General features: G+C 52.3%; 13 protein-coding genes and 1 tRNA gene. 6 read left to right on the forward strand and 8 right to left on the reverse strand.

Going from position 1 to position 18,629, the window contains the following annotated elements; all coding sequences use genetic code 11:
* Positions 1-63: 63 nt before the first annotated feature.
* The 4 genes from ftsH to leuS all read right to left on the reverse strand — a co-directional run bounded on the left by ftsH (position 64) and on the right by leuS (position 7,188).
* Positions 64-1,989 carry an ATP-dependent zinc metalloprotease FtsH gene (gene ftsH, locus Pr1d_RS07605; RefSeq protein ID WP_148072978.1) on the reverse strand — a complete coding sequence of 642 codons (1,926 nt, stop codon included), beginning with the start codon at positions 1,987-1,989 and terminating at the stop codon, positions 64-66.
* Between the two features lie 90 nt (positions 1,990-2,079).
* Positions 2,080-2,769 (reverse strand): toxin-antitoxin system YwqK family antitoxin, encoded by a 690-nt coding sequence (locus Pr1d_RS07610; protein ID WP_148072979.1) that lies wholly within the window; start codon positions 2,767-2,769, stop codon positions 2,080-2,082.
* A 191-nt stretch (positions 2,770-2,960) separates the two neighbouring features.
* The gene (locus Pr1d_RS07615; protein ID WP_148072980.1) at positions 2,961-4,244 is read right to left on the reverse strand and encodes a glucose-1-phosphate adenylyltransferase; all 1,284 of its coding nucleotides are present in this window, start codon (positions 4,242-4,244) and stop codon (positions 2,961-2,963) included.
* 52 nt (positions 4,245-4,296) lie between these two features.
* Complete coding sequence (leuS, locus tag Pr1d_RS07620) at positions 4,297-7,188, reverse strand: leucine--tRNA ligase (protein WP_148072981.1); 2,892 nt, start codon at positions 7,186-7,188, stop codon at positions 4,297-4,299.
* A 170-nt stretch (positions 7,189-7,358) separates the two neighbouring features.
* Between leuS and Pr1d_RS07625 the strand changes: the two genes are divergently transcribed.
* From Pr1d_RS07625 to Pr1d_RS07635, 3 genes are all read left to right on the forward strand, one after another.
* Positions 7,359-8,654 (forward strand): homoserine dehydrogenase, encoded by a 1,296-nt coding sequence (locus Pr1d_RS07625; RefSeq protein WP_148072982.1) that lies wholly within the window; start codon positions 7,359-7,361, stop codon positions 8,652-8,654.
* A 43-nt stretch (positions 8,655-8,697) separates the two neighbouring features.
* The gene (locus tag Pr1d_RS07630; RefSeq protein ID WP_148072983.1) at positions 8,698-9,906 is read left to right on the forward strand and encodes a cofactor-independent phosphoglycerate mutase; all 1,209 of its coding nucleotides are present in this window, start codon (positions 8,698-8,700) and stop codon (positions 9,904-9,906) included.
* A 61-nt stretch (positions 9,907-9,967) separates the two neighbouring features.
* Positions 9,968-11,749 (forward strand): aspartate kinase, encoded by a 1,782-nt coding sequence (locus Pr1d_RS07635; RefSeq protein WP_148072984.1) that lies wholly within the window; start codon positions 9,968-9,970, stop codon positions 11,747-11,749.
* A 71-nt stretch (positions 11,750-11,820) separates the two neighbouring features.
* Here Pr1d_RS07635 and Pr1d_RS07640 read toward each other — a convergent pair whose 3' ends face one another.
* Positions 11,821-12,234: a bifunctional nuclease family protein gene (locus tag Pr1d_RS07640; protein ID WP_148072985.1), complete on the reverse strand. Its 414-nt coding sequence runs from the start codon at positions 12,232-12,234 to the stop codon at positions 11,821-11,823.
* Between the two features lie 157 nt (positions 12,235-12,391).
* Here Pr1d_RS07640 and Pr1d_RS07645 point away from each other — a divergent pair.
* Positions 12,392-12,465: transfer RNA gene (locus Pr1d_RS07645), tRNA-Ile, on the forward strand.
* A gap of 517 nt (positions 12,466-12,982) precedes the next feature.
* On the opposite strand, the gene Pr1d_RS07650 is transcribed toward Pr1d_RS07645, so the two are convergent.
* On the reverse strand, positions 12,983-13,243 hold the full coding sequence (locus Pr1d_RS07650) for a hypothetical protein (protein ID WP_148072986.1): 261 nt from the start codon (positions 13,241-13,243) through the stop codon (positions 12,983-12,985).
* Between the two features lie 259 nt (positions 13,244-13,502).
* On the opposite strand from Pr1d_RS07650, the gene Pr1d_RS07655 reads away from it, so the two are divergent.
* Together Pr1d_RS07655 and Pr1d_RS07665 are read left to right on the forward strand one after the other, a co-directional pair.
* A complete protein-coding gene (locus tag Pr1d_RS07655; RefSeq protein WP_148072987.1) occupies positions 13,503-14,513 on the forward strand; it encodes a hypothetical protein in 1,011 nt (336 codons plus the stop codon).
* A gap of 1,265 nt (positions 14,514-15,778) precedes the next feature.
* The gene (locus tag Pr1d_RS07665) at positions 15,779-16,864 is read left to right on the forward strand and encodes a FemAB family XrtA/PEP-CTERM system-associated protein (RefSeq protein ID WP_168205115.1); all 1,086 of its coding nucleotides are present in this window, start codon (positions 15,779-15,781) and stop codon (positions 16,862-16,864) included.
* Positions 16,865-17,056: 192 nt separating this feature from the next.
* Here Pr1d_RS07665 and Pr1d_RS07670 read toward each other — a convergent pair whose 3' ends face one another.
* Both Pr1d_RS07670 and Pr1d_RS07675 read right to left on the reverse strand, forming a co-directional pair.
* Positions 17,057-17,287 (reverse strand): hypothetical protein, encoded by a 231-nt coding sequence (locus Pr1d_RS07670; protein WP_148072990.1) that lies wholly within the window; start codon positions 17,285-17,287, stop codon positions 17,057-17,059.
* A 173-nt stretch (positions 17,288-17,460) separates the two neighbouring features.
* Positions 17,461-18,576 (reverse strand): PEP-CTERM sorting domain-containing protein, encoded by a 1,116-nt coding sequence (locus Pr1d_RS07675; RefSeq protein ID WP_148072991.1) that lies wholly within the window; start codon positions 18,574-18,576, stop codon positions 17,461-17,463.
* Between the last annotated feature and the right edge of the window lie 53 nt (positions 18,577-18,629).

Below are 18,629 nucleotides of genomic sequence, written 5' to 3' on the forward strand. Positions count from 1 at the left end.
AGACCCCGCTTGTAGGCTAACTGCCTAAACACCGCTATGCAAAGGGGATGAATACCAATTATATCAAACAGGCATGTGATTTGCGGTTCGGCGAGTATTTCGAGCAGAAGGTCCGAGAATCTCTGCTATCTCCTCAGTATCGAGCATTTCTCGCTCGAGAAGCGCCATTGAAAGTGCTTCCAGTTTACTTGCATTCTCCGTCAACATGCGGTTCGCCCGGTCATCGGCAGAATGGAGGATTTTTGCAACTTCTTCGTCGATGATTTGAGCCGTTCGTTCGCTGAATGTTCGGTGCTCATGAGCCATTTCTCGTCCTAGAAACGGTTGTTCCTCTCCATTGCTATAAGCGACTGGTCCCAGACGTTCGCTCATCCCCCAGCGCGTCACCATCCGCCGAGCTAGATCAGTCGCCCTATTGAGATCACTTTCGGCACCGGCGCTGAATTCGTCGAATTGAATTTTCTCCGCAGCCCGGCCAGCCAAGGCCATCGTGAGTGTAGCAATCATCTGACTTTGACTTGTGTTATAGCGGTCCTCCTCCGGAACGAGTTGTGTCACTCCGAGCGAACGTCCACGAGGGATTATCGTCACCTTGTGGACCGGTTCACAGTCAGGCACCATCCAAGCAACGAGTGCGTGGCCTGCTTCGTGGTAGGCGACAAGCTTCTTTTCGTCCGCAGTGAGAATCTCCTCACGTGCGGCACCCATCAGGATTTTGTCTCGAGCATACTCAAAATCTTCTGGTTCTACTTTGTCCTTGTCGTGACGAATCGCCCAGAGAGCTGCTTCATTGACCAGATTGCGAATGTCGGCGCCAGTAAGTCCTGAAGTTGCACGCGCAAGTTTTTCAAAGTCGACATCCTCTGTCAGGGGGACCTTTTTGCTATGCAATTCGAACAACTCTTCACGACCCTTGACCGTTGGCCTGTCGACTGTCACATGACGATCAAATCGACCGGGCCGCAAAAGCGCTGGGTCAAGAACGTCAGGACGGTTTGTCGCGGCCAACACGATTACCGTTGAAGTCGGACTAAAACCATCCATCTCACTAAGTATCTGATTGAGCGTTTGCTCTCGTTCATCATGACCCCCTCCCAACCCGGCCCCTCTTTGGCGACCGACTGCATCGATTTCGTCGATGAATAGAATTGCGGGCGAATTTTCTTGCGCCGTTTTGAACATGTCACGGACGCGTCCAGCACCCACTCCCACAAACATTTGAATAAACTCAGAACCATTGATCGAAAAAAACGGGACGCCTGCCTCACCGGCAACAGCCCGAGCCAGCAAGGTTTTTCCTGTTCCCGGGGGACCCATCAAGAGTACGCCCTTGGGGACTTGGGCTCCTAGGCGCTGAAATCTGGGAGCATCTTTAAGGTAGAGAACGATCTCTTCGAGATCCTTCTTGACTCCCGTGAGCCCTGCGACGTCATTGAAGGTCACTTTGCGATCGCTTGCTTCATAGCGCCGAGCAGGGCTCTTAATGACTCCGCCGAGCATTCCTCCGCCCATCATTTGTTCTCTAGTGCGGCGCATCATGTTCCAGGCAAACACCACTAAGAGACCCATTCCCATGAGCGAAAGCAGAAAAAAGACATCGTCGTAGGTCGTGGGATCCTCGGCCGATACCTCCACTTTTTTCTTCTGCAACTCGGCGAGCCAACTCTCTCCTACCTGCTCAGGTAAGATCGCCTGGAATTTGGTTATCGGCTCTTGCTTAGCGTCGGCAGGAGTCTTTGGGTCGGTAGGCTCTGGAACGACTCCCTCACGAAATATACCCACCACTTTGTTCTTGGCAATCTTAATACTTTTGACATTGCCGGCCTCGATTTCATCGATCAGTTGACTATACGAAATCGTTGTATCAGTCTTCCAAGCGGAGAACAAAAGCAACACGGTAGCGATCGCCAGCAGCGACAACGTAAACCAGTGCATGGATCTGCGTGGCTGTGCAGGTTTCTTAGGGCGATCTTCGTCTTGGTCGTTCATTCAAATCCTAAAAACACTCTATACTTGAATCGTACTGTCACTTGCACGGGGGGAACGCTTAGGTAGAGGAAACAGGCTTCGTTTTAGGCCTCAATCAAACCTCTCGATAGATTTACGCTGCCCCTTCTCAAAGGTGGCTTCAGCTACTTTCTTACCGGTTTCATCGTACTCGACTACAACTCCGTCGAGCTTACCATCCACAAAATTAGTTTCCTGTTTAACTGTGCCATCAGGATAGTACGTTGTCCGCGACCCTTCTAACTTGCCATCCACGAAATTGAATTTGGCTTTGGGCGTCTTGCCATCTTCATAGAAGCTACTCCACTCCCCGTCCCGTACGCCATCTTTGAAGCTTTGAACGTCTTCCAAAGTTCCGTCTGCAAGAAACATCTCAACCTTACCATCTGGTTTACCATTCTTAAAAACAATGTTCCTACGGAGTTGACCGTTTGGATGCCAATAGCTCCACTCCCCTGTGATCACTCCAAACTTATATTGTCCTTCGCTAAACTTTTGGCCATCTGGATAGTATTCAATGTAGGCACCGTCACTGACCACGGTATCGTCAGACATGATCGCTTCCTCTCGCTCCAGGCGAAGCTGACCGTCCTCGTACTTCCCTTGAGCTTTTCTGTGTGTGACTACCGATGGAGGTGGTTCCTCGCCTAGTTCTTTGAGGTACACGGGCTCTGCTTTCGCCTCCTGTGCCATAGAGGTTGCTGCAATCACTGTTGGCCAACAGAGTACGACAAACATGAGTGTATAGACAGATATGCGCATTTTCGATTCCTAAGCTTTCTATATGTTCTGAGAACAACGACTCAATAGGTATTGTTTGATGTTTTTTCAGTTGATTAGTAGTATGAACCAATCTTTTATCCGGAAGTAATTTGGTTCTTGTGCAGTACTAAGTTTTTCAACGAACTGGGTGTCAATGTAGGGAATGAAAGGATTGCCGCGATTTGATTACGCTAAACATGCCATTCCGCGGGAAGGCATGCATCTTTCTCGACAACCAGGATTCCATCCCTCAGCGAACAAACCTCGTTCACTTCACAATCTGGCCGGTCTCCTGGATTGACGACTTGTGCCCCTGGACCAATACGACAATTCTTATCCACGATCGCTTTCTCAATGAGCGTTCCATCTCCAATTCCCATGGCTGGCCACTCATCCGTGTGTCTGGTTGCTCCCGGTGATTCATAGAAGTCGGCACCCATGATGATGGAATCGCGTATGGTCACGTTGCGACCGATCTTGCAGCGAAGCCCTATTACACTGTTAACAATATGCGTACCGGGTTCAATGATACAGCCATCCGCAACCAGGCTGCTTTCGATCGTAGCTCCGTCGAAGCGAGTAGGTGGCAGGAAGCGAGGCCGAGAATAAATAACTGCCTCGGAATCTGTCAGTTCAAAGGGAGCATTTGGGAGGGTAAGCTGCAGATTCGCTTCAAAGAAAGATCGGATCGTACCAATATCTTCCCAATAGCCATCAAAAAGGTGAAGCTGAACCTTGCGAGTGCCAATTGAAGTTGGAAATACTTCTCTGCCGAAGTCGCGATGGTCCGTGTTTTCCAATGCCGAGGCTAAGACATCGGCATTGAAAATATAGATCCCCATACTAGCCAAACAGTCGCGGCCCATACTCGACACTCCATGGGCATCAATCCAAGCAGGCGACGTTCGCACTGAGTTCAATTCTTCTTCTGTCTTCGGCTTTTCAGCAAAACGAATTACCCGGCCCGTATCGTCGGCTCGCATGATTCCTAACCCACCGGCCTCATGGCTATGGACCGGCTTGGCGGCAATCGTGATGTCAGCGCCCGACTCGCGATGGGTCTTGAGCATCTCGGTAAAGTCCATGTGATAGAGTTGGTCGCCGGAAAGGATGACGACATACTTCGTGCCAGGTTGAGTGAGATAGCGTAGGTTTTTTCGTACGGCATCCGCAGTCCCCTGATACCAGTCGGTCCCTTCAGCCATGGTCTGCTGGGCGGCCAATAACTCGACAAATCCAGCGCTGAAGTTGTCGAATCGGTACGTGCCACGAATGTGCCGATGCAAACTCACGGAGAGAAACTGCGTCAGCACATAGATTCGATTCAACCCGCTGTTGAGACAATTTGAGAGTGGAATGTCTATAAGTCGATACTTGCCTGCCAACGGAACTGCCGGCTTGGAGCGATATTTAGTCAGTGGCATCAATCGTGAACCCTGGCCTCCGCCTAAGACAACGGCGATCGTATTTCGCATGAGAAGTTGGTCCTTTTATATTGCGAGCGTTCGTTGATAATCCGAATCGCCTCTAATTCTTCACGACAAAGCTAACCATCCGCCCGGGCACCGCAATCACTTTGGCAATTTGCTTGCCATCGAGATACTCTAAAATACTCGCGTCCTGTCGGGCCAATTCTTCCATCATATCCGCATTCGCATCGGCAGGCACGGTGATCTTTCCACGTAGTTTGCCGTTTACTTGCACGGGGATTTCCACTGTGGACTCAACCAGCACTCCTTCATCGTAAGACGGCCAGGGTTCATAAGCCAGTGTATTCTCGTGGCCCAGCGCCTGCCACAACTCTTCGGCTATGTGTGGGGCAAAAGGGGCCAATAGAAGAACAAAGGGCTCCAACACGGCGCGGGGCTGGCGGTCATTCTTAGTGAAGTAGTTTGTGAATTCCATCATGCGGGCGATGGCGGTGTTAAAAGACAGTTTAGCGATGTCCTCGGTAACGGCTTTGATTGTCTTGTGGAGTACTCTTAGTTCCTCGTCATTGGGCTCCTCATCACAAACCGCAGAATTTAGCTCAATCGATTCTGCCCGATCATCCACAATCAATCGCCATACTCGGCAGAGAAAGCCAAACACACCGTTTACCCCTTCCATGCTCCAAGGCTTGGTAGCCTCCAGCGGACCCATGAACATCTCATACAACCGCAGCGAATCGGCACCGTATTCCTTAACTACAAGATCAGGGTTGATGACGTTCCCTCGACTCTTGGACATCTTAAATACACAGGAATGCACTTGAATTGAGTGGTCATCCTTGAGAACAAATCGGCCATCGACTTTTTCGACCATGCTTTCATTTAACCAAAGAATTGCCCATTTCTTATCATCAAATAAATATTTTCCTTGGCCCCTGTAAGTTGCTGTGACTATCTCTTCCGCAGATAGAACGGTGCCTGATTCAACTCCTTCAAGGACATGAGGTGGGACAGAAGCAAGTGATACCCATTCGCCATCGCATTTAACCGCTCTGTACTCTAATTCACCCAGAATCATTCCTTGGTTGATCAACTTCTGAAAAGGCTCGGCCGTGCTGACAACACCTCGGTCAAAAAGCACCTTGTGCCAGAACCGTGCGTAGAGCAAATGGAGCACGGCATGTTCTGCTCCGCCGACGTAAAGATCAATCGGCATCCAAGCCTTTTCGATCTCTGGATCGATTGCCACCTTGGTATTGTCGGGATCCAGAAACCGCAGATAGTACCAGCAGCTACCCGCCCATTGGGGCATCGTGTTGGTTTCTCGCTTGTAGTGCACTCCATCGATGACGGGGTAAAGCCATTCATCGGGGGCCTTATCCAAAGGAGGCTCGGGGCGACCGTGCGGTTTGAAGTCTTCGAGATGCGGCAGATCCACAGGTAAATTGGCTTCGTCCACCGCACGAATACGACCTGTGGGATTGCCTTCGTCGTCGAGTTCGTGAAGTATGGGAAATGGTTCACCCCAAAATCGTTGACGACTGAAGAGCCAATCGCGGAGTTTGTAGTTGACGGCTTCACGGGCCAGGCCGCGAGTAGAGAGGGATTCAGTGATCTTTCTCTTTAATTGAGCGGTGGAGAGGCCATCGAACTCATCGGAGTTGATAGCCGTACCTTGGTCCGTGAAAACTTGCTCGCCGGCGAGAATTCTTTCCAGATCGCCCTGGGGGACGTTGTCTCCCGGCTTAACGACGCACTTGATTGGGATCTTGTATTGCTCAGCGAATTCAAAGTCGCGCTCGTCATGGGCAGGGACTGCCATAATAGCCCCCGTGCCATAGCTGATCAAAACATAATCGGCGATCCATATTGGCACCTGTTCTCCATTGGCCGGGTTGATCGCGTAGCTGCCGGTAAAGACACCCGTCTTTTCCTTGGCCAGTTCCGTGCGATCCAGATCGCTCTTAGCGGCGGCTTGTTCACAGTACTTTTTCACAGCGGTAGCATGATCAGCGGTGGTTAGCCGCTCCACAAATGGATGTTCCGGAGCGATCACCATGTAGGTTGCCCCAAACAGCGTGTCAGGTCGCGTGGTATAAATCCGCAGAACATCATCTGACGGTTTCCTGGGAAAGTTTTGGACTGGTCCCTTCAGCGACCAGTTTGCTTCAGAGCCCAGGTAAAAGTCTACTTCCGCCCCTGTGCTGCGACCTATCCAATTCCGCTGCAACGCCTTCACGCTTTCGGGCCAATCCACAAGTTCCAAATCGGATTCCAAGCGGCTCGCATAAGAAGTGATCCGCAGCATCCATTGCCGCAGGGGGCGTCGCTCGACGGGATGGCTTCCGCGCTCACTCTTCCCATCGATTACTTCTTCATTGGCTAGCACCGTCCCCAATGCTGGGCACCAATTCACCGGCGCAAAGCTTTGAAACGCCAAGCGATGCTCGTCGCGATACTCACGTACCGCATCCTCTCCCGCATCGGCCACCTCCGTGGGAATCGGTAACTCCGCAATGGGCCGACCCTTCTGTTGCTGCTCATCGAACCAGGTGTCGTAGATCTGCAAGAAGATCCACTGAGTCCAGCGGAAGTACTCAACATCGGTGGTGGCCAGTTCCCGTGACCAGTCGTAGCTGAAGCCAAGCATCTTCAACTGCCGGCGGAATGTGTCGATATTTTTCTCGGTCTGAATCCGCGGATGCTCCCCTGTTTTGATCGCATGCTCTTCGGCCGGGAGCCCAAAGGCATCGAACCCCATGGGGTGCAAAACACTCTTTCCCTGCATGCGGGCGGCCCGGCAAACGATGTCGGTAGCTGTGTACCCTTCGGGATGGCCGACATGCAGCCCGTCGCCACTTGGGTAGGGGAACATATCAAGTGCATACAGCTTTTCTCCCGTGGGCATCTGGGGAGAGGCAAAAGTCTGGTTCTGATCCCAGTAGGCTTGCCACTTGGGTTCGACGGTGGCCGGATTGTATCGTGGCATAAGGAGAATTACGGGACGCGGATTGGGATTGCTGAATTAGGATACACAGAAACGCTAATTCTACAGTAGCAAAGCACTTGCGCGAACCGCGTGCCAGTTGACGTTCTTAGCCCGGGCCAACTACGATGGCCAGATTCGATACCCTTGTTGTGACCCTTTAAATGAAGAATATGGACAAGACTAAGGTAGGCATTATCGGACTTGGGACCGTCGGTTCAGGCGTGGCTCGGCTGCTGCTGGACTATGGCGACCGCACGGGCCGACATGCGGGCCGCACCCTTTGGCTGGAAAAGGCTGTAGTCCGGGATTTGGACAAGGCGCGGGACTGCGACTTGCCAGCTGGGGTGCTAACCGACGATATCGACGAGGTGCTCAGCAACCCCGAGATTGAAGTGGTGGCCCAACTCATCGGCGGGCTTGAACCTGCTCGCACAATCATGCTCAAGCTGCTCGAAAGTGGCAAAGACGTTGTCACGGCCAACAAGGCCCTACTTGCCCAGCACGGCCCGGAGTTATTCGACCGTGCTCGTGAACTGGGTCGCTCCATCGCTTTCGAAGCGTCAGTTGCCGGTGGGATTCCCATCATTGCCAATATCGGTCAGTGTTTGTCGGCCAATCAAATTGAATCGCTTTTTGGCATTCTCAATGGCACAAGCAACTTTATTCTCTCTGAGATGCACGAAAATGGCACCGCCTATGCAGATGTGCTTGCTGAGGCTCAAGAGCTGGGCTATGCCGAGGCCGATCCCACGATGGACGTCGATGGGTCAGATGCAACGCAAAAGCTAGCGATCCTCGCTCACTTGGCCTTCGGAGCCCGCGTCGACTGGCAAGATATCCCTCGCACCGGTATCGACAATCTCGATGTGGCGGATGTTCAATACGCTGAGGAGATGGGCTACACGATCAAGCTCTTGGCTGTGGCACAATTGGTGGACGAGGGCTTGGAACTCCATGTCTCACCTACACTGCTGAAATTAGGCACCCCACTGGCCGAAGTGAGTGGCCCATTCAACGCCATTCGTGTCATCGGCGACGCTGTGGGTCCTCTTTTATTCTACGGAGCTGGAGCGGGACAGATGCCTACGGCTTCGGCCGTAGTGGCCGACTTAATCGACACGGCCGTTGGCCGCACGGAAATTACCTTCAAGACACTCGAACTCTGGTCCAACCGCCAGGCGCGGGTCACCGCCAACGACTACGCTCAGGCCAAGGGTCGATTTTATATTCGGGCGAATGTACAGGACCATCCCGGTGTACTCGCTCAGGTTGCCACCGCCTTAGGGCGCCAGGAAGTATCCATCGCCTCGGTACTGCAACACGAAGCAGATGAAGGCAGCCATATTTTGCCCCTAGTGATCATGACCCACGAAACCACCGAAGGTGCCGCCGCGAAAGCGTGCGAGGAGATCGCGTCCTTCGAAAGCGTGCAAGGATCCTTGGTCCGCATGTGGGTTCGAGACTGATATTCCTCGACGGACTGGTCGCTTCAGCGACCAGTAAAACACCATGAAATACGCCATTATTATCCCCGACGGTGCCGCCGACGAGCCCCAGTCTGTACTCGGCGGACAGACACCCCTTGAAGCCGCTCGCACTCCCGCCATGGACGCCATTGCGGCCTCAGGTGTTGTGGCTCGCGCCTGTCATACTCCCAAGGTACTCCCCGCCGGTTCCGAAGTCGGCAACATGAGCCTGTTGGGTTACGACCCCCTGACCAACTTCACAGGCCGCGCCCCTATCGAAGCCGCTGCACAGGGCATCGAGCTTTCGCCCGATGATTGGGCTATCCGCTGCAATCTGGTCACTATCGAAGACCAGATCATGCAGAGCTTTACCGCCGGACACATCTCTACTGAGGAAGCAACTGAACTTCTGGTAACAGCCCAGGAAAAACTTGGCGGCGATGGACTCGAATTTATTCCAGGTGTCAGCTACCGCAATCTGCTCATCTGGCGAGGCAAACAGCGTCCTGCCCCTTTCACCATGGACATGCGTGCCACGCCTCCGCATGATCTCACCGACAAGACCGTACTCGACAATTTCCCGCGAGGACCGGGAAGCGACGTTCTTAACGACCTTATGTCGGCGACAATCGATCTCTTTGTCAATCATCCAGTCAATATGAAACGCCTTGCCGCTGGAAAACCGCCTGCCACCAACGTTTGGCTCTGGGGGATAGGCAAGGCACCTAAACTCGCAGCATTCTCAGATGTTTATGGTCCTCAGGGGGCGATGATCACCGCCGTTGACTTGCTCCGCGGTTTAGCATCACTCGTTGGTTGGCAGCGGATCGAAGTCCCTGGCGCCACCGGCTACACCGACACCGACTATGCCGCCAAGGGTCGCCATGCTGTTGACGCCCTCAAGGAGGTCGATCTGGTTTGTGTCCATGTCGAAGCGCCCGACGAAGCCTCTCACGAGGGAGATTGTGGCAAGAAAGTCACTGCTCTGGAAGAAATCGATACGCATGTCGTCGCTCCGGTCGTGGAAGCCTTGAAGTCAACAGGGGATTGGCGGATCATGATATCCCCCGACCATCCGACTTTCCTGAGCACGAAAACCCACACGCATGGTCACGTTCCCGTAGCCATGGCAGGAACAGGCATTACTCCAGACAAATTCACCAGCTACGGCGACACCAACGCCGCCAATTCTGATCTGGCTTTCGACGAAGGCTGGCGCACCATGGGCTGGTTCACTGGACCGAACACATAACGCAACATTCCATTCCCCTTCCTAAATTCCGCAATCCTAATTCCGAATTCCGCATTCAACTATGGGTATCATCGTTCAAAAATTTGGCGGCACCAGCGTGGCCGACGCCGACAAGATTTTAGCCGCTGCCCGCAAGGCAATTCGCACCCAACAGCAAGGCCATCAAGTAGTGATGGTCGTTAGTGCAATGGGCAAGAACACCGATGTCTTAGTGGATCTGGCAGGCCAACTCACCAGCAAACCTCCCGCGCGCGAAATGGACATGCTCCTTTCCACAGGCGAGCAGGTTAGCGTTGCTCTCATGGCAATGGCCATTAACGAATTGGGAAGTAAAGCGGTCAGCCTCACAGGTGGCCAGATTGGCATTAAGACGGATAGTTCGCACACCAAGGCCCGCATTCAATCCATATCAACCGAGCGATTGCGCAAGCATCTCGACGATGGCCATATAGTTATCGCCGCCGGCTTCCAAGGAATCGACGAGGACTTCAATATCACCACACTTGGACGTGGTGGCAGCGACACGACCGCCGTCGCTTTGGCTGCGGTGCTGCAAGCAGACGCTTGCGAGATCTACACCGACGTCGATGGCGTCTTCACTACTGACCCGCGAATCGTTGCCGAGGCCCGCAAGATGGATCGCGTGAGCCACGATGAGATTCTGGAGTTGGCCAGCATGGGTGCCGGAGTGATGCATAGCCGCTCGATTGAGTTCGGCAAGAAATTTGGCGTCCCGATTCACGTTTGCAATAGTGCCAGCTTCAGCGATGAGCCAGGCACGGTCATCGACTTATTGCCAGAAAGCATCGATCGCCCTGTGAGTGGGGTGGCATTGACCAAAAACGAAGCGTGGATTTCGCTCGCCAATGTTCCAGACCAACCTGGCACGATGGACACCCTGTTCTCAAAACTTGGCGGCGTCAACGTGGCGGTCGATATGATTGTCCAGAACGTTGGAAAAGGTGGCAAGGCGGAGGTCTCCTTTACCGTGTTGGAATCGGACCTTCCGGCAACTCTCAACGCCGTCAATGATGTCGCTAATGAACTAGGTGATATTGAGATCACGAGCGAAGCAAATGTTTCCAAGGTATCAATCGTCGGACTGGGAATGGCTACGCAAACGGGTGTAGCAGATCGCATGTTTCGCGCGTTTGCTGATGAAGGAATCAATATTCTGGCGATCACAACCAGCCAGATCAAGGTTTCTGCCCTTGTGCGGCGCGAACAAGCTATGCAGGCACTTCGTGCCGTTCACAGCGAATTCCAGTTGGACAAGCCCCCCAAGGATCGTGTTTCCTTTGGAGACAAATCCGCAGCGGTTCAGCCTCCTAGTCCCATCGACGTGGTTGCGAGGCTGCAACGCATGGAAGACCTCACGATTGATGACATTCAACTCGACGAGTCCCAAGGCCGCATCACGGTTTCCCATGTTCCGGATACGCCAGGTATCGCCGCTGAGATTTTCGAGGCAGTGGCTGCTGAGAACATCATGGTCGATATGATCGTACAAGGTACCGGTCGAGATGGGATGGCAAACATTAGCTTCACCGTGCCCAAGGAATCCGTGTCAGCCGCTACCGAAGTTGTTCGCCCTGTGGCCGCGAACTTGGAATGTGGCCCCGTCACTCACGATAAGCAAATTGCCATCCTGTCGGTTTTTGGGATCGGCATTCGCACCCATACAGGTGTCGGCGTCCGGATGTTTCAAGCGTTATCTCGCACCGGCATCAATGTCGAAATGGTTAGCTCAAGCGAAATGCGGGTCAACGTAGTCGTATCCGCAGATCGAGGCCAGGCAGGACTTAAGGCCTTGCAGGCCGCGTTTGATGACGTGATAGGATGAGAATGAGTTTGAGATTGGGAAAACGGATTGCAACACGATTCCGCAATCCGAACTCCCAACTCTGCATTTCGTTAGAGGTTGTTCTCGTCGATCACATCGTGCAGCACATCTTCGGAGACGTAGATCGGTAGCTGAGGGTTGCAGCTTACCGCCACGGCAATTGCATCGCTGGGGCGGGAATCGATTTCGATCAGTTCGCCCTCATGCCGCACACGGAGCTGAGCAAAATAAGTATGTTCTTTGAGTTCGTTGATCACCACATCCTGGAACTCGCCCCCCATGGCATCAACCGCGTTGACTAAGAGATCGTGGGTCAATGGTCTTGGTGCTTCAAATCCCTTCACCCGGCGGTCGATACTCGTAGCTTCAAAGATTCCAATCAAAATGGGGAACATCCGTTGTCCATCAATCTCGCGCAGCCAGATGACTTGCTCACTGGTGACCTCGCTGATCACGATCCTCGCTAATTCCATGGCCACTGGCATATCGAAAACCCTCGGGGCAAAAGTCCTTGCAAGCCCGCCCAACCCAGCGGGCGCGTCAGCCTTGATTATAGGACGGCACCCGAGGGGAGTGCTACCGCTTCCCAAATTTGGCGTGTTGCCACATACTGAATGATCAGCGATACTCGCACATTCGCTCGGTCCGGTAGCTCAGTCGGTTAGAGCAGGGGACTCATAATCCCTTGGTCGGGGGTTCGAGTCCCTCCCGGACTACTTTATACTTTGAAAACGAACTAGACGGTTGTGTTTTCTGAGGATTAATTAGACTCTCGCGCTGCACTTCCAGGCATTTCAGTCGCCTGCTGCACCGGATTATCCAGCGCTTTGTTGGCCACCGCTTTGGTGAAATGGGCATCGATTATTTTGCAGATAGTGGCGTCGTGCAACTCTCTCACTGTTTCCCAGCCAAGTACAAACCACGTGCAGTGGGTATTCGGCCTCCAGTTCGGTCTGACGGGTGCTACGATGATTCTGAAACAATTCTTGCCAAGGCTCCAGACCCGCTCATTCAATGATGTGATTGTATTCAGTTATTAAATCCGGCAATGAAGTTGTTGTTAATACCCCCTTTTCGGAGTCGGTATGCGCAGAGGGAGTGCTAGGTACTAATTGAAGTCCGTCAGAATCCCGAAAAGGGACCAGACCGAGGCAGCAACAGGAGATATTCCTCCCCTCGCGCGAGTGTGCGTAGGAGCATCATACACGCGGAGGGCGACCAAGTCCCTGATACCTACCATCCCACCTCGCCAGCCTCTACCGCCTCCACAGCCTTTTTGAGCGCGGCCGACTCGGTACTACCAAAGAATCCCTTGCCGCAATTGGCCCGGGACACATAGCAGGCCCATTGGTCGACGTCCAATCGACCGGTCTCGCTCAGTTCCACTTCAAAGCCCTTCGATTCCATAGAATCGATCAGTGTGCTGGTTTCCATCGCTCTCTCCTCCAGGGTGCCGTGATCGTCCGTGATTACCATAAGTGTACAGATGGCCACTCACAAGCCCTAGGAGGCCCCCTGGCCCTATCTTGTGCTGAAGTCATAAGAAAGTGCCACAAGCGGATTGCTTGCGTAGAAGGGGCAGTCAGAGAACTTTTTAATCAGGACTTGAAATCCCCATGGCAGTCACCGCCGCTAGCTGAACGTTGGGAAGAAACCTCATGTTTTCCAGATTGGATTGGAAAGGATACAATCCTGAACGGTTAGCCAAGTCAATGCTACTATCAGCTCTTCTGCTCTTGAAAGCGTTTTTGAAATGAATCTTCAAAGCCGATTCGTAAATCAGGTCGCAATTCTTATCTGCTTGAGTGTATCCGTTTGCACCCAAGGCAATTCAAAGGCCGGTGATATTACTGTAGCGGACATTGTCGATGCCTGGGAAAATCGAGATAAGACTATTCCAACCTTCGAATGTGAGTGCAAGATTACGAAGGAAATTACGCGATTTCTGCACGAACGGTCGGGTGGAGCATTTGATGATCCCAATAAGGGAGAGCCCGGTGGTACGATGCAAATAAGCAAGGGATTGACAGTTAAACTGCGAGGCAAGGATATTTTCATTCTAGAAAAGGGTGAACACTGCGACATCGACAATTTTGAAATTTTTGATCAATCTGTTCACATCGCGTCTTCCGATGGCAGGATCGAGTATTTCGTTACTTCCTCTCGAAGTCAACTTGCCATGGGCGGCTTTGCAAACGTGAAGGTACCCGGCTTTCCGTTGCCTAGTGCCATGACGAGTGAATCCTCCATAATTCAACTATGGTATGACCCCTTAGAATTCTTCGCGGTACACAATGTTGATATAAGGAAGGCTCGCAGAGTCAATGAGAATCCTGGAACTTCTATTGATTTGGTGGTCACGCTTCAGAATGGCAGGGCAGCATCTGTTGTTGTTTCGGTGAGCAGTCGCCCTCCCTATTTGCCATTGGAGTACAAGACTCTCGTAAAAAACTCACTTCTGAGCAATTACGAACTGGAATACCAGACTTCAAAAAGCGGCGATGAAATTCTTAGTTCTTGGGCCATTCAGCAATTTCGCGGAGATGGCTCAATTACATCGGAATCGAGGGGTAAAGTTCAGAGTTTTCAGCAAGGCAAGCAGATAGAGGACAAAGAGTTTGAGTTGTCCTATCCCATAGGGGCACATTTAATTGAATACCTAAACAGAGGCCAAAGAAAATACTGGGTACAAGAGTCCTTCGAAGAGAAACAAGAAATCGAGAAACATAACTTCGGAAGGAAACAGGTGCCAGAACTGTTTTGACAAACAGTTCTGATACTTTGTTTCCTACCGTCTCCGGCAAGGCAATTGCCACGCTACTTCCGTCGGAGATAGCTGCCTAGAAGTGAGCCCTCGTTAACTTGCGTCGAAATGCGGAGGCTTCATCGACCGCCGCCGGATAGGGTCTTAGCTGTCTAAGTCACAGGATCAACTTTCCACTTTCAATCAGGCTTCGGTCCACCAGAGTAATAATATTCGCCCTCCGGCTTAAGTACAATTTGTTTCGCATTGGTACTGATCGAAGGTTTTCCATGATCCCTAGATTTCATGAATTTAGGGACATTTGTCAGCGTTATTGAATTCTTGGATTTCGACAAAGTCAATTCGGACGCACTCCCAAAGAATTCAAGGCGATCAAACCCTTTAATATTGAACTCCAATAGTAAATCACTTTGGGGCCTGAATACGATTTGATCTTCGAGGACCTCTAATTTTACTGGCCCTTGAAATGCAAGTTCGTAGTCCCGGAATTGGATTTCCGTTTCGCTTGTAACCATGTGAAACGAAAGACCCATAGCCAAGATTAAAGTAGCTAACGACATGAGGGACCTCCAAGAAAATATGGGGGTTAAAAAAGACCCGAGCAACCGACCCTTCTCGTCTTGAGACGCATCAACACCAGCTATGGATGCAACTGAGGGGGAAACGCTCCTAGCATGGGATGCTGGAGCCTAATTGGGGCAAATCTAACTTATCTTGCTCGCTCCAAAAAGTGCAGTTTCGCGGCCCCCCCCAAGTCCCGCTGCTTTATCGACCGCCGCTACATCGCGGTTGGCAATAGAGCGCCCAAGATTCCTCCCGAAATGGCCCCTTACGCTCTGTCCGCCGAGTTAGAAAACCCCTCAACGGGATCAGGCGAACTAGTACACTATACCGATGGTATCTGAATGGGTGGTGGCGAAACCAAGCCTAAGGCTCAAGCCACAGAAAACCCGCTGGCGCTATCAAGTGATGGGGAGGTAAAGACTCGCCACAAGCGGTTTGCTGGCAATGAGGGGCGATCAGTGCAACTCTTCTTAGTGCTCGTTTCTGGAGCAGAAAATTAAATTCCCTGTCAGTCAATTGGATTGATGATCGCCGAGCCTGCGCTGCGAAACCGCCTGAGGAGCGGCCAGCAGGGAACCGCGTGCTGACATAAAAAATGTTGAATTAATGCGATGAGAAGGTCAACACCCAAAATTTTCCCAGATTATACTCAAAGGAATGCGAGTTTCGTTTGGTTCCACACGTTTTGGCAATCTTTCGGTATGGGTCACTTCGATGTCATCGAGAAAGCGTCTGGCACACAGCGTTTAATCAATGTTGTGGCTCACAACGAACTGCGCACACGGCTGAGGGCATGGCAAGAATTTCTCGCGCGCCAGGGTGATGGGCCGATGTATCGTGATCCCTTGTGGTTGTTGGTCTTGGCTGAAGGGCGAGGGCATGTGCCCTACTGTTTGGAAGCGATATGCGGTGGGCATGTCAGAGGGATACTGCCTTTGGCACTGGTGGCCAGTCCGCTCTTCGGACGGTTTCTGGTAAGCCTCCCACATGTGAGTAGCGGGGGTGTTTGTGCGGACAATTCCACGACTGAACTCGAGTTGGTGGATCAAGCAATCGCACTCGCCGAAGAACTGGACGTCGATTTTCTAGAACTGCGCCACAAATGTTTGCTACCACATGCGGAACTGCAACACGTGTTCACCGATAAAGCCCATATGCGGATGGAATTGCCTGAGGAGGAAGGCCTGTTGTGGGACCAAGTCGGCACCAAAGTTCGCAATCAGGTTCGCAAGGCGGAAAAGTTGTCTTTTCGTGGAACGTGGGGGGGCGTGGAAATACTCGACGATTTTTACACGATCTACACCCGGCGTATGCGAGACTTCGGTACGCCCACCGATGGCAAGGTGTTGTTCGAAAAGATTCTGGCTTGCTTTCCGCAGCAGGCCGAATTGATCGTCGTGCGGCAGCATAATCGACCGGTCGCGGCTGCGATGGTGCTACATGGTCAGGGGATCTCCGAGATGCACCGCAGCGCAGCGATCACCGAGCTGCGCTCCACCGGTGTCAACTCCTGGATGCATTGGCAAGCGTTACTGCGTACGCAGCAGCGCGGCAATCGGCACTTTGATTTTGGGCGTCCGACGGTCGGTTCCAGTGTCTACACGTTCAAGAAACGCTTTGGCGCAACACCTCAGCCTGCGGCCGTGCAACACTATTTACGCCGCGGTTCGCCCGAGGGGCTACGGCGCGCGGGAGGCAAGTTCAATTTGCCGATCAGACTGTGGAGTTGCTTGCCGGTCTGTGTCACGCGGTGGCTGGGGCCGTGGATCGCGCGGGGGATGCCGTGATTTACCGCTCAACTCGCTGGCGAAACTTCGAGCGTAGTCGCCGGCAACCGAACGTCCTCTTTAAGGTCCTCTGAATGGCAGCAGACGAACTAGTGCGCTATACCGATGGTACCTACAGGGGTGGAGTCGGGATTAAGTTTTGTAAAACCTATCTCAAATACTCTACCAACACGTCATCATCCGAATCGGTAGTTACCAACCCACTTCCCCAGCCTCAACCGCCTCAATAGCTTTCTTAAGCGCGGCCGACTCAGTTCTCCCAAAGAATCCCCTGCCATAATTCTCCCTAGACTCATAGCAGGCCGATTGCTCGAAGTTCTTTGGACTGGTCTCTCTCAACTCCATTTCAAAGACTTTTGCTTCCATATCTTCGATCATTGCGTTCATTTTCATCGGGATCCGCTCCTGGTTGTAGTTTTCCAAGGAAAATACCCTACGTTTACGCATAGCCACTCACAAGGCCCTAAGGGGTCGATAAGACTATACTGTGCCGAACGGGATATGAGGCAGCACAAGGGGAATGCTGGGGTTGTGAAGAATTCTGTGTGACGGGTATTGCAAGAGTCGACGAGATCGGTGGGCATCGAAAGCCAAGGCTAGAACCGTGTCACGCATAAGAGAGTTCGAGAGATTCTTTCGAAGACCGGACACTTCTTGGAGAGTATGCCTCCCAAAGCCGCGAGCGAAAGCAGGAGCAAGGTAGACGGCTCAGGCACTGCCAGAATAGTTGATGCGAGCGGTGGCGATCCGTATTTGCTGTGCCATTCGGCCAGATTGCCCACAGTGGAGTCCCGTTGCCAAACTAGAAGGTCGTTGCCGTCCACGTCGCCGTCGCCATCGAAGTCGCCTGTGTCGGCCACGCCGGTCGTTGCCGAGGCTTGTTGTTGAAGTAAGAGCAATTTACTTACGCCGCCCACTGAGCCAGCGACGGCACCAGAGTATGTATTGCCAATGGTGCTCGATCCAGTGATCGTCTCATAGATGATTGAGGCTGCAAGATAGCTTCCGCGGTCGTTTTGGTGGGTACCATCGGCATCGTGCAACCTCATTGAGGAATTTCCGAACCCGTAGGTGTCGTACCATTCACCCCATGCGTCGCCAACCCGAGCGATGGTTGCAACGTCAGAGTGATCCCACTCGCCAGGGTTCTTCTGAATCCGATCGTAACCTTGATTGGTGTAGCTGAGCATTTCGTCGACGTCGTTGTCAAAATAATCAACTAAATCTTGTTGTCCTGGAAACTTTGACCACGAGTTATAGAGTACGACGGCTGCCTGTGGTTGGTACTGCTTGATGAGATCAATGAGCACGGGTCCACCGAGGTCGAGATTCGTGAGTTGAGAATCCATGAACTTGATTGCACGCCCGGGTCGGTTGCTCTGTTCCTGCAAGACAATAGCGTCCCATTGATACGTTGCCGAGTTTGTGATCAAGTTGGTTGTGAGACTACTTTCAGCGTGGGTTTTCAGTGACCAGGAACTTTCCGCTCGTTCAGTGACGGCACCGGTATGTGCGGGGTCAGAATCGAAAAGCCCTTGAACGTCGATACTAACCGCACGGGCCGAAGAATTGCCCTGAACGTAGCTGTTACCAATCATCAAAATGTTAAAATCGTCGCCCAGAGCAGTCATCCCTGGACATAGCGCAGCTGTGATCATGGCGACATAAGTCGCAGTAAAAAGCTCAGATTTCTTGCCAGTTCGTGTTAGCATGTCTGGATCGCAAGTGGAGGGACCGCTGCTGCTGGTGAAAACACAGTATAGCT

This window comes from Bythopirellula goksoeyrii (assembly GCF_008065115.1).
Classification (GTDB): Bacteria; Planctomycetota; Planctomycetia; order Pirellulales; family Lacipirellulaceae; genus Bythopirellula; species Bythopirellula goksoeyrii.